10 protein-coding genes are annotated in these 12,136 nt (G+C 70.0%); 6 read left to right on the top strand and 4 right to left on the bottom strand.

The genetic code is table 11. The annotated features are described in order from the left end of the window. Positions 1 to 12: 12 nt before the first annotated feature. Positions 13 to 1,716, bottom strand: a complete 1,704-nt coding sequence (locus tag AC1C2R_RS01880; RefSeq protein WP_495378748.1) for a phospho-sugar mutase — start codon at positions 1,714 to 1,716, stop codon at positions 13 to 15. A gap of 88 nt (positions 1,717 to 1,804) precedes the next feature. Continuing rightward, the gene (locus AC1C2R_RS01875; RefSeq protein ID WP_495378747.1) at positions 1,805 to 2,632 is read right to left on the bottom strand and encodes a purine-nucleoside phosphorylase; all 828 of its coding nucleotides are present in this window, start codon (positions 2,630 to 2,632) and stop codon (positions 1,805 to 1,807) included. 84 nt (positions 2,633 to 2,716) lie between these two features. On the opposite strand from AC1C2R_RS01875, the gene AC1C2R_RS01870 reads away from it, so the two are divergent. Together AC1C2R_RS01870 and AC1C2R_RS01865 are read left to right on the top strand one after the other, a co-directional pair. After that, positions 2,717 to 4,147 (top strand): NAD(P)H-quinone dehydrogenase, encoded by a 1,431-nt coding sequence (locus AC1C2R_RS01870; RefSeq protein WP_495350848.1) that lies wholly within the window; start codon positions 2,717 to 2,719, stop codon positions 4,145 to 4,147. A 324-nt stretch (positions 4,148 to 4,471) separates the two neighbouring features. Continuing rightward, a complete protein-coding gene (locus tag AC1C2R_RS01865; RefSeq protein ID WP_495378746.1) occupies positions 4,472 to 5,227 on the top strand; it encodes a hypothetical protein in 756 nt (251 codons plus the stop codon). Positions 5,228 to 5,262: 35 nt separating this feature from the next. Here the strand turns inward: AC1C2R_RS01865 and AC1C2R_RS01860 are convergent, their stop codons facing one another. Both AC1C2R_RS01860 and AC1C2R_RS01855 read right to left on the bottom strand, forming a co-directional pair. Continuing rightward, positions 5,263 to 7,044, bottom strand: coding sequence for an acetyl/propionyl/methylcrotonyl-CoA carboxylase subunit alpha (locus AC1C2R_RS01860; protein ID WP_495378745.1), 1,782 nt, complete (start codon positions 7,042 to 7,044; stop codon positions 5,263 to 5,265). Between the two features lie 97 nt (positions 7,045 to 7,141). After that, entirely contained in the window at positions 7,142 to 7,792 is a 651-nt protein-coding gene (locus AC1C2R_RS01855) for a Maf family protein (RefSeq protein WP_495350846.1), read from the bottom strand. A gap of 46 nt (positions 7,793 to 7,838) precedes the next feature. On the opposite strand from AC1C2R_RS01855, the gene AC1C2R_RS01850 reads away from it, so the two are divergent. Genes AC1C2R_RS01850 through AC1C2R_RS01835 form a run of 4 tightly spaced genes read left to right on the top strand, consistent with a single transcriptional unit; the run spans position 7,839 to position 12,120 of the window. Beyond that, a complete protein-coding gene (locus AC1C2R_RS01850; RefSeq protein ID WP_495378744.1) occupies positions 7,839 to 9,179 on the top strand; it encodes a class I SAM-dependent RNA methyltransferase in 1,341 nt (446 codons plus the stop codon). 19 nt (positions 9,180 to 9,198) lie between these two features. Continuing rightward, positions 9,199 to 9,888, top strand: coding sequence for a response regulator (locus tag AC1C2R_RS01845; protein ID WP_495350844.1), 690 nt, complete (start codon positions 9,199 to 9,201; stop codon positions 9,886 to 9,888). Then, positions 9,875 to 11,107, top strand: a complete 1,233-nt coding sequence (locus AC1C2R_RS01840) for a sensor histidine kinase (protein ID WP_495350843.1) — start codon at positions 9,875 to 9,877, stop codon at positions 11,105 to 11,107. Before AC1C2R_RS01845 ends, AC1C2R_RS01840 begins: the two co-directional genes overlap by 14 nt. Further along, on the top strand, positions 11,104 to 12,120 hold the full coding sequence (locus tag AC1C2R_RS01835; protein WP_495378743.1) for a DUF8320 family protein: 1,017 nt from the start codon (positions 11,104 to 11,106) through the stop codon (positions 12,118 to 12,120). The genes AC1C2R_RS01840 and AC1C2R_RS01835 overlap by 4 nt, the downstream gene beginning before the upstream one ends. Positions 12,121 to 12,136: the final 16 nt, after the last annotated feature.

Raw genomic sequence — 12,136 nt, 5'->3', positions numbered from 1 at the left:
GCCCAGGCGTGCCTACGCCACCAGCTCCCGCATACCGTTTTCAAGCGCTGCGACAGCGGCGGATGCCGCGGCGCGACGCTCGGCTACCGATCCGGTCTCGCTGACGGCGTCGATGTAGACCTTGAGCTTCGGCTCGGTGCCGCTCGGGCGCACCATCACTCGGGCGCCGCCGTCGAGCACGATGCGCAGCACGTCGGAGGGCGGCAGCTCGCCGAATCCGTCGGCGAGGTCTTCGATGCGTTCGACCCGGATGCCGCCGACGGAGGCGGGCGGCTCGGCCCGCAGCCGAGACATGATCTCGCCGATGTGGGCGAGTTCGGTGACCCGGATCGAGATCTGGGCCGAGTCGTGGCATCCGAACCGCTCGACGAACGCGTCGAGATGATCGGCGACCGTGCGGCCCTCGGCTTTGAGTGCCGCCGCGAGGGAAAGGAAGGCGATGCCGGCCGAGATGCCGTCTTTGTCGCGCACCGTGCCGGGATTCACGAGGTAGCCGAGTGCCTCTTCGAATCCGAAGACGAGGGTGGGCGCCCGGGAGATCCACTTGAATCCCGTGAGCGTCGCCTCGAAGTCGAGGTCGTATGCGCGGGCGATGGCCTCGAGGCCGGGGGAGGAGACGATCGAGCAGGCGAGGGCACCGTTCGGGCCTGAGTCGCCCGAGACGTCGGCGGCGCGTTCGGCGGCCTGCCAGCCGAGGATGAGCCCGACCTCGTTGCCCGTGAGGCGCCGGTAGCCCGCCTCGACGGAGCCGTCGGGAATCGCGAGGGCGAGACGGTCGGCGTCGGGGTCGTTGGCGACCACGAGCTCGGCCCCGACTTCGCGGGCGCGCGCGAAGGACAGGTCCATCGCGCCGGGTTCCTCGGGGTTCGGGAACGCCACAGTCGGGAAGGCGGGGTCGGGTGCGATCTGCTCTTCGACGAGTGTGGGCGCATCGAAGCCGGCGGCCTCGAGCACGCTCGACATGGTCTGCCAGCCGACGCCGTGCATGGCCGTGTAGACGACTCGCGGTTGCGCCGTCGGCGTGGCTGCGACCGCGGCCGTCTGCCGCACGTACTCATCGATCACCGACTCTGCGGCGGTCTCGACGACGCCGCGGGGCAGCTCGATCACGTTGACCGTGTCGGCGACCCCGAGGATGTGCCGGGCGATCTCGGCGTCGGCGGGCGGCACGATCTGCGAGCCCCGATCTTCGCCACCGAGGTATACCTTGTAGCCGTTGTCGTTCGGCGGGTTGTGCGAGGCCGTCACCATCACGCCGGCTGAAACATCGAGGTGACGTACCGCGAAGGCGAGCACCGGGGTCGGCAGCAGACGCGGCATGAGTATGGCGCGTACGCCGGCGCCCGCGATGATCTCGGCCGTGTCGCGCGCGAACACGGCGGAGTTCTTCCGCCCGTCGTAACCGATGACGACCGACGGCGTCTGGCCGAGCTCGGCATGATCGATCAGGTACGCCGCGAGCCCTGCAGCCGCCTGGGAGACGAGCACGCGGTTCATGCGGTTCGGGCCCGCGGCGATCTCACCGCGCAATCCGGCCGTGCCGAATGCGAGCCGCTCGTCGAAGCGATCGGCGAGGTCCGCGGATGCCGCGGGGTCGCCGCCCCGCACCGCGTCGATGATCGCGGCGAGCTCGGTCCGCGTCTCGGGGTCCGGATCTTGACGGAGCCACGCTTCGGCACGGGTGATCCGCTGCTGGTCGGCGTCGGTCTGCGACATCCGTTGCTCCTTAGTGAGTCGCTCGCTCGCTCAGTCTGGCGAGGCGAGCCGTTGGTGCTCCCTTCGACAGGCTCAGGGAACGAGTTGCCTAGAGTTCGGCGACGATCTTGGCGAGCAGGCTGGAGATCACCGGTTCGGCCGAGCGGCCGGCTTCGAGGACCTCTTCATGGCTCAGCGGCGACTGCTGGATGCCGGCGGCGAGGTTGGTGATGAGCGACATGCCGAGCACCTCCATGCCCGACTGGCGGGCGGCGATGGCCTCGAGCGCCGTCGACATGCCGACGATGTGGCCGCCGATGATCTTCACCATCTGCACTTCGGCCGGTGTCTCGTAGTGCGGCCCGCGGAACTGGCAGTACACGCCCTCGTCGAGTTCGGGCGAGACGGTGCGCGCGAGGTCGCGGAGCCGCTTCGAGTAGAGGTCGGTGAGGTCGACGAAGGTCGCGCCCTCGAGCGGCGAGTCGGCCGTGAGGTTGATGTGGTCGCTGATCAGCACGGGGGTGCCGGGCGTCCAATGCTCGGTGATGCCGCCGGCACCGTTCGTGAGGATCATCGTCTTCGCGCCGGTCGCAGCGGCCGTGCGCACCGAGTGCACGACGCGGCGCACCCCGTGGTCTTCGTAGTAGTGGGTGCGGGCGCCGATGACGAGGGCGCGCTTGCCGCTCGGCAGCAGCACCGAGCGCAGCGTGCCGACGTGCCCTTCGAGCGCGGGCTTGGAGAACCCGGGCACCTCGGTTGCGGCGATCGTGTGCGTCGTCTCGCCGATGAGCTCGGCGGCCCGGCCCCAACCGCTGCCGAGGGTGAGCGCGATGTCGTGGCGTTCGACGCCCGTGAGCTCCGCGATGCGGTCGGCCGCGAGGGCGGCGATCGCGAAGGGGTCGGCAGTCGGGTCGTCGAGCGGGTTGGCGGCGTGCATCATCCCACTCTAAATGAGCCACGGATGCAGCGGCATCCGCTGCTCGTTTGCTGGCCGGGCGGCCGCAGCTGACAGAATGTGAGCATGGCCTACGAGTTCGAGCGCACGCAACGCATTGCCATCCTCGGAGGAGGACCCGGGGGATATGAGGCGGCCCTCGCGGGCGCACAGCTCGGGGCGGAGGTCACCCTCATCGAGCGGGCCGGCGTCGGCGGCTCCGCCGTGCTCACCGATGTCGTGCCGTCGAAGTCGCTCATCGCCACTGCAGAGGCGTCGAACGCCGTGAAAGAGGCGGCCGACCTCGGCGTGCAGTTCTATGCGAAGGGGTCCTCCGACAAGGCGGTCAAACCCGAGGTGGCGATCAACCTCGCGGCCGTCAACAAGCGGCTGCTCGGTCTCGCCGCCCAGCAGTCCGAAGACATGCGCGGCAACCTCATCGAGGCCGGTGTGAAGCTCGTTCAGGGCGAGGGTCGCCTCGACGGGCCGAACGCGGTCATCGTCTCGACGGCGAAGGGCGGCACCGATTTCGACCGCATCGAGTCCGACACGCTCGTCATCTCGGTCGGCGCTTCGCCCCGCGTGCTGCCGACGGCGGTGCCCGACGGCGAGCGGATCCTCACGTGGACGCAGCTCTACCACCTGCAGCAGGTTCCCGAGCACCTCATCGTCGTCGGCTCGGGCGTCACGGGCGCGGAGTTCGCTTCCGCGTACCTGGCGCTCGGCGCGAAGGTGACGCTCATCTCGAGCCGCGACCAGGTGCTGCCGGGCGAAGATGCCGACGCGGCATCCGTCATCGAGAAGGTCTTCAAGCGCAACGGCATGAAGGTCATGAACAAGTCGCGTGCCGAGTCGGTGGTGCGTGACGGCGACAGCGTCGTGGCGACCCTGACCGACGGGCGCGAAGTGCGGGGCAGTCACTGCCTGATGGCGGTCGGCTCGGTACCGAACACGACCGATATCGGGCTCGAAGAGGCTGGCGTGCAGTTGTCCGAGAGTGGTCACATCCGCGTCAACCGGGTGGCCCGCACCTCCATGCCCAACATCTACGCCGCGGGCGACTGCACGACGTTCCTGCCGCTCGCCTCGGTCGCCTCGATGCAGGGTCGCACGGCGGTGTTCCACGCCATGGGCGACATCGTGAACCCGCCCGAGCTGCGCAACATCACCTCGAACATCTTCACGCAGCCTGAGATCGCCACGGTCGGCTGGACTGAGAAGGAGATCGAAGAGGGCGTCGTACCCGGAGTGGTCTACAAGCTGCCGCTCTCGTCGAACCCGCGCGCCAAGATGATGGGCATCCGCGACGGCTTCGTGAAGCTCTTCGCCTCGAGCGGGTCGGGCGCCATCATCGGCGGCGTCATCGTCGCGCCGAAGGCCTCGGAGCTCGTGTTCCCGATGGCGCTCGCCGTGGAGCACCGGCTCACGGTCGACCAGTTCGCCGAGGCGTTCCCGGTCTACCCGTCGCTCAGCGGTTCGCTGACGGATGCGGCGAGGGCGATGCACATCGTACGCTGAGGTGACTCGGTGCCGCGGTGGCGGCGCCGACCCCAGGGGTGGCGATGAAGCTGCGAGTGAAGTCCGTCGAGGCGTCGATCGCCGATTGGCACGACGTGGAGCGGAGCTCGAACGCTCGCTCGGGTATGTGGGACCTCGCCCTCATGGGCATCGCGGTCGCCGTGGGGCGGGCAACTTCTCGGTGGGCGCTCGGCCCGGCGAACTTCGCCGGGCCGAGCGTGATCCTCTCCTTCGTGATCGAATCGCAATCCGGATACCGCTCTCCGGATCCTGTCGATGCATTAGCGTCGTCTCACCTGTCGTCGACGGGAGATGGAGGCAACCATGACCGGTCGCGTCGTACGCGCGGTGACGATCCTGATCGCAGCGGGTCTGCTACTGACGGGGTGCGTCGTGGCGCCACCCGATCCCACTCCGTTGCCGACCGCGACAGCCGAGCCCGCACCCTCGGTCGCGCCGACGCCGGCTCCGACCGCCGTGCCCATCGGCGACTCCGATCCGGCGGTCGACGAGGTCGTCACCCACATCACCGTGCGACCCGAGCACCTCGAACTCGTCAACAGCGTCGGGATCACGGTTACCGAGCTGTCGTACGACGCCGATGCGGACGCCTTCATCGACACAATGTCCGAGGCGCTCGGAGGGCCGCCCGACGTCACGGAACATTCTGGCGGCCATGAGTGGTTTGCGACGACTCGATACACCTGGCCGGGCGCGGAGATCATCGACGACCACGAGCCTGTTGGAATTTCATCGGACATGAACGTCAGCGTCCGCTTCACGCATCCGGTGGTCGGCGACGGCATCAGCGTCTCGACCACGCAGGGCTTTCGTCCCGGCGACGACTTGCGTGCGTTCGCCGACGAGCTCGGGGAGGAGTGGCACGGAAACGGGTACGACGAGTTCCCCGCCGAGACGGGACCGGACATCGGTGAGCGCATGTACGAGTCGTGGACGGACACGTACTGGAAGTACGCGAACGCGAACGCGGTCTCGGTCAACCAATGGGGCGGTCCGAGCAACCCAACGGTCGAAAGTGTGATCTCCGCGCCGTGGAATTTCGGGATCGGTCACGTCTGATCCCGCGTGTCGCTCGCTGAAGTTCCGAAGAGTGCTCAGGCGGCCGCGGGGGGGTCGATGATCGCGAGCAGCAGGTGACCGCTCGAGACGGTGGCTCCGGCCTCGGCGTTCACGAGGCCGACGACACCGTCTTTGTGGGCGAGGATCGGCTGCTCCATCTTCATGGCCTCGAGCACGAGCACGAGGTCGCCCTTGACGACGTGGTCGCCTTCGACGACCGCGACCTTCACGATGGTCGCCTGCATCGGCGCCTTCACGGCGTCGCCGGTCGCGGTGGCGACCGAGTGGGCGGCGGTGCGGCGGCGAGGCGCGGGGCCGGCGGTGCGCGAAGCGGATGTCCCGCCTGCGAGTCGCTTCGGCAGGGTGACCTCGACCCGGCGACCCGCGACCTCGACGACGACGCTCGTGCGTGCGTCGGGGCCGCTCGTCTCGGCGAGTTCGCCCGACCATGGCTCCAGCTGGTTGTCGTACTCGGTCTCGATCCAGCGCGTGTGGATCGAGAACGGCTCGTCGCCCTCGGGCGCGAACGCCGGGTCGTTCACGATGTCGCGGTGGAAGGGCAGCACGGTCGGCAGCCCGGCGACCTCGAACTCGTCGAGGGCGCGGCGGGCCCGCTCGAGCGCATCGCGGCGGCTCGAGCCCGTGACGATGAGCTTGGCCAATAGGGAATCGAACGCACCCGAGATCTCGTCGCCGGTCGTCACGCCCGAGTCGACGCGCACGCCGGGGCCGCCGGGGAAGCGCAGCACGTGCACCGGGCCCGGGGCGGGCAGGAAGCCGCGACCAGGGTCTTCGCCGTTGATGCGGAACTCGATCGAGTGACCGGTCGTGACGGGGTCGGCGTAGTCGAGCACACCGCCCTCAGCGAGGCGGAACTGTTCGCGGACGAGGTCGATGCCGGTGACCTCTTCGGAGACCGGGTGCTCGACCTGGAGGCGGGTGTTCACCTCGAGGAACGAGACCGTGCCGTCTTGGCCGATGAGGAACTCGCAGGTGCCTGCGCCCACGTAGCCCACCTCGCGGAGGATCGCCTTCGAGGACTCGTAGAGCAGCGTGGTCTGGGCCTCGGTGAGGAAGGGCGCCGGTGCCTCTTCGACGAGCTTCTGGTGGCGACGCTGCAGCGAGCAGTCGCGGGTCGAGACGACCACGACGTTGCCGTGTGCGTCGGCGAGGCACTGGGTCTCGACGTGGCGCGGCTTGTCGAGGTATTTCTCGACGAAGCACTCGCCGCGGCCGAACGCCGCGACGGCTTCGCGGGTGGCCGACTCGAAGAGCTCGGGCACCTCTTCGCGGGTGCGGGCGACCTTGAGGCCGCGCCCGCCGCCGCCGAACGCGGCCTTGATCGCGACGGGCAGGCCGTGCACGTCGACGAAGTCCAGCACCTCGGAGGCATCCGCCACCGGGTTCAGGGTGCCGGGCGCGAGCGGCGCACCGACCTTTTCGGCCACGTGCCGTGCGGAGACCTTGTCGCCGAGGCGTTCGATCGCCTCGGGCGACGGCCCGATCCAGACGATGCCGGCGTCGATGACGGCGCGGGCGAAGTCGGGGTTCTCGGCCAGGAAGCCGTAGCCGGGGTGCACGGCGTCGGCACCTGAACGGCGGGCGACCGAGAGGATCTTCTCGATCACGAGGTAGGTGTCGGCGCTCGTGCTGCCGTCGAGTGCGTAGGCCTCGTCGGCGAGTTTCACGTGTCGCGCGTCGCGGTCTTGATCGGCGTAGACGGCGACGGAGCTGAGGCCGGCGTCACGGGCGGCCCGGATGACGCGGACGGCGATCTCGCCACGGTTGGCGATGAGGACCTTGGTGATTCGCGGCATAATGCTCAAGCCTATTGCGCGGGGCGGGTCGCCCTTTGGGTGCCTTCCACAAAAAGAGCGGATGTCTCTTGCGGACCTCGACAATCGCGTCTGAACGTCAACCTGTCGCGCCCGTGCGGTTCCAGAGCGAAGGCCAGGCGACGCCGAGTTCCCGCACGAGGTCGCGCAGCGTCGACAGGGAGAGGCCGACGACGGTCGACGGGTCGCCTTCGACGCGCCGGATGAATGGGCCGCCGAGACTGTCGATCGTGAACGCGCCGGCCACGAGCAACGGCTCGCCCGAGGCGATATACGCGTCGATCTCGGCCTCGTCGAGCGCCGCGAAGCGCACCGTCGCGACATCCGCTCGCCCGACCGCACCGTGCACCCGGCCGCCGCGGTGGTCGATCAGCCAATGCCCCGACCACAGCTCGCCGTGTCCGCCGTTCTGGGCGAGCCAGCGCTGCTTCGCCACCTCGGGCCGATGCGGCTTGCCGTGGATGGCGCCGCCGGTGAGGAACGCCGAGTCGCCGCCGAGGATGAGCCCGTCGATCGGCACGCCGTCGGGCTCGGCGCCGACGAGCGCCTCGGCCTTCGCTCGAGCCAGGAGCTGCACCATCTCGCGCGCTGCCAACGGCCCCGCCTCGGCTTCGCGCGCGGCGACGACGGCCTCCTCGTCGACGCCGGGCGGCGCCGCGATCGGCTCGATGCCGGCGGCACGGAGGGTCTGCAACCTGGCGGGCGAGGTCGAGGCGAGGTAGAGGCGCATGTGTCCATCCTGCCTCGGGGCGCCGGCGCTGTGGAATGCTCGTTGCATGGCAGAGAACCGACGTCCCCGTCGTCCAGGCGCGCGCAGGCAGACGCGGTCGCCCCGCCCGGCGCCGAAACCGCCCGCCACCGACGGCCCGGTGATCGAGGTCGAGATCGAGCGGGTCGCGCACGGGGGAGTGTTCGTCGCCCACCACGAGGGTCGCGTGGTGTTCGTCGCCGATGCGATTCCCGGTGAGCGCGTCGCGGCACGGGTCAGCGACCAGGGGCGTGAGCGGTTCTGGCGCGCCGAGACCGTGTCGGTGCTCGATGCGTCGCCCGATCGTCGCGAGCACGTCTGGGCCGAGGCATCCGTCGACCGCGCGCCCGAGCTGCGGGCAGGGGGCGCCGAGTTCGGCCACATCCTGATGCCGCGGCAGCGTGCGCTGAAGGGCGAGGTGCTGCGCGAGGCGCTCTCGCGAATGGCGGGCGTCGACACCGACGTCGAGGTTCGACCCGTCGACCCGCTGCTCGCGCCAGGGGCCTCTGTCGAGACCGGAACGGGCTGGCGCACCAGGATGCGCCTCCACGTCGGCCCAGACGGTCGTGTGGGGCCGTACGCCGCCCGAAGCCACTCGGTCGTGCCCGTGGCATCCGTGCCCCTCGCAGTACCCGAGCTCGAGGCGCTGGCGCCGCTCGACGACCGATTCCCGGGTGCGAGCGCGATCGACCTCGTCGCGCCGAGCGCCGGCGACCCGGCGATCGTCCTGGTCGAGGGCGAGCGGATGTCTCGTGGCCCGCGCACCACGATCGAGGAGCGCGTGGGCGATCGCGCCTTCCAGCTCGATCGCGACGGCTTCTGGCAGGTGCACCGAGGTGCCGCGGCGACCCTCACTCGCGCGGTGCAGGAACTCATCGACGGTGACCTGTTCGACCCGCGTGCGGCCAACCACGACCTCTACGGCGGTGTCGGGCTGCTCGCGGCCGCCGTCGGCGACCGTTTCGGTGAGACGGCGCGCATCACGACCGTCGAGTCCGATGCGCGCGCGACCGAGCACGCCGGCGCGAACCTCGCCGAGTGGATCGGCGCCCGCGCGGTGACCGCTCGCGTCGACCGCTACCTCGACGAACTCGCGGCGGAGTCGGGGGCTGCCGAACGCGGGCGCTTGCGCGACGCCACGATTGTGCTCGATCCGCCGCGCTCCGGCGCGGGCCGCGCAGTCGTCGAGCGGCTCGCCGAACTTCGCCCGCGCCAACTCGTCTACGTGGCATGCGACCCGGTGGCCTTCGCCCGCGACGTCGGACTCTTCCGCGGGCTGGGCTACGAACTCGACGAGCTGCGCGCGTACGACCTGTTCCCGAATACCCACCATGTCGAAGCGGTCGCACGGCTCCGCGCTATCGTGTGAACGTGGAACAGGGGAAGTCGTGACCGCAGCAACGGCCGGAACAACAGGGGCTGCGGCGACCGTCGCGATCGTCGACGACCATGAGGCCGTTCGGCTCGGCCTTCGGGCCGCGTGCCGTGACGCCGGATACGACGTCGTGATCGATGCGGCGAGCGTGCCCGAACTGCTCGCCGGACTCGCGGGTCGAGGCTGCGACGTCGTGGTGCTCGATCTCTCGCTCGGCGACGGGTCATCGGTGACCGAGAACGTGCGTGCCGTTCTGGCGACCGGCAGTGCGGTGCTCGTGCACAGCATCGCCGACCGGGTCGCTGCGGTGCGGGAGTCGCTCGCCGCGGGCGCTGCCGGCGTGATTCCGAAGGCCTCTCCGATGTCCGCCGTGATCGGTGCGATCGCCACGGTCGCCCGCGGCGAGGTGCTCAACAACGTCGAGTGGGCCAGCGCGATCGAGGCCGACCGCGACTTCGCGAAGGCGCAGCTCGGGCGCCGTGAGCACGACGTGCTGCACCTCTACGCGTCCGGTCTGCCGTTGAAGCTCGTTGCAGCGCAGCTCGGCATCGCGCACTCGACCGCGCGCGAGTACCTCGACCGGATCCGCGCGAAGTACATCGAAGTCGGCCGCCCCGCCCCGACCAAGGTCGACCTGCTCCGCCGGGCTGTGGAGGACGGAATCCTCCCCGGGCTCGACGATGGCGGAGATGCCCGCCGTTGATTGGCGGGTGACGCGCCTCGCGCGTCGCCGGTCCACGGTGACCCGTGCACAGGTCGAAACGGTCGCCGGTCGCGCCCTCGGACTCTTCGGGCTCGTATTCGGAGCGCAGACGGTGCCCGTGGCCCTCGAGCAGGCCGCCGCGCTCATCGATGGTGCGGGTGCTGCCCTCATGGCCGTGATGTACGGTGCGATCGTCGCGCTCACCGTCGCAACGGTGACGAAGGTCGCGGTGCGCGCCGCCTGTCTCGGCTTCGCAGCCCTGTACGCGCTGGCGCTCGCGGTGTGGCCGTTCCTTGTCGCCGATCCTGCGGCACTCGACGGCAGCGCCCCCTGGCTCTACTACCTCTGCACGGTCGCGACGACGGCCGCGGTGATCGGGGTACTGCCGATCTGGGCCGCTGCCTACACGCTCGTCATCCCGGCCGTGTACGGCGTCATCCGGCTGTCACCGGCCGGCGGTGACGCCGGTCCGCTGCTGGCGGTGCTCGACGCGCTCTACGCGGTCGTGCTGGGTGTCGTCGTGCTCGTGATCATCACGATGCTGCGTCAGGCCGCCGAATCGGTCGACTCCGCGCAAGAGGCGGCGCTGCAACGGTACGACGTCGCCGCCCGGCAGCACGCCAATGAGATCGAGCGCGTGAAGATCGACGCCCTGGTGCACGACAGTGTGCTGACGACGCTGCTCTCCGCCGCGGTGGCCACATCGCCCGAGCAGCAGTTGCTCGCGGCCCGGATGGCACGTGACGCCGTGCACCGCCTCGACGAAGCGGGCGCAACCGGCCCGCGTGCGCTCGACCGCGTCGGACTGCCGGTGCTGGTGCGCCGGCTGCGCGCCGCGCTCACCACGTTCAACACGCCGTTCACCGTGCGAGTCGTCAACGCTGGTGGGGTCGAACTGCCGGTGGAGGCGATGGAGGCGCTGTACGCGGCGGCGGTGCAGGCGATGGTCAACAGTCTGCAGCACGCCGACGAGCCCGGACTCTCGACGAGACGCGAGTTGCGCATCCGCGGGGTGCGGGCCGGCGGTTGCGTCATCGAGATCGCCGACAACGGGCGGGGGTTCGAGATCGATCGAGTGCCCGCGGAGCGGCTCGGCTTGCGCGTGTCGATCGAGGAACGCATGGTGAACGCCGGTGGCGCCGCCGAGATCGAATCGCAGATCGGACACGGCACGACCGTGACGATCGCCTGGCCGGTCGGGGCACGGGGCGGCTCATGATCTCCATTCCCCGCTGGCTCCTCCTCGTGCTCGGGGCGCTGTTCTCCACGTATCACGTCGTGCTCGGCATCTATTCGCTCGATGTGCCCGCGTCACCGTGGCCGGCGATCGGGGCGCTCCTGCTGTATTCGACGGCCACCGCCCTGAGCCTGTGGCCGACGAGGCGCGTGCGGATGCCCGACTGGCTCGCGGCCTTCTGCCTCGCGGTCTCGATCGTGCTGCCGCTGCTCGTGACGAGTCAACTCGATCCCGACGCCGAGAACGGCTACGCCACCTGGTACGTCGCCGCGGTCGGCACGCTCATGACGATCACCGCTGCCCGCCGCCAGCAGACTGCAGCATGGCTCGGCGTCATCGTTCTCGCCGTGCAGACCGTGGTGTGGGCGGGGCCGCTGGCACTCGGCAGCCTGGGCGTGATCGGCAGCGTCGTGTGGGTCGGCATCGCGCACATGTTGACCAAGGCGTTGACGGTGGCGGCGCGGGAGACGAGGCGGTATGCGCAGGCCGAACGCGAGGCGGCGGCGTGGCAGGCCGCGCAAGACGCGCACCTGTTCGAGGGGCGAATGCGACTCGCGCACACCAACCGACTCGCGGCGCCGATGCTGCGGCGCATCGCCGACCGCAATGGTCGGCTGACCGAGGCGCAGCGTGCCGAGTGCCGCATGCTCGAGGCGGCGATCCGCGATGAGATCCGCGGCCGGATGCTGCTCACCGATGCCGTTCGCGTCGAAGTGCAACGCGCTCGCTCTCGGGGCATCACCGTCACGTTGCTCGACGAGGGCGGCATCGACGACCTCGACGAAGCGATGCGCGATCGCGTGCTGTCCCGCTTGGCCGAAGCGGTTGCCGGTTCGAGGGCCGACCGCATCATCGCCCGTACCGCAGCGGAGGGATCACCCGTGGCGGTCACCGTCGTGGGCCTACGCGAGGCCGAAGGCGATGACTCGGACTCGGATTCGGACTCGGACGAGGCCGAGGTCGAGCTGTGGCTGGAGATCCCGCGGCATTCGTGAACGCTTCGCCCGCGGC

Source organism: Agromyces sp. Y182, from assembly GCF_059445385.1.
This window is presented reverse-complemented; position numbering and strand designations above follow the sequence as displayed.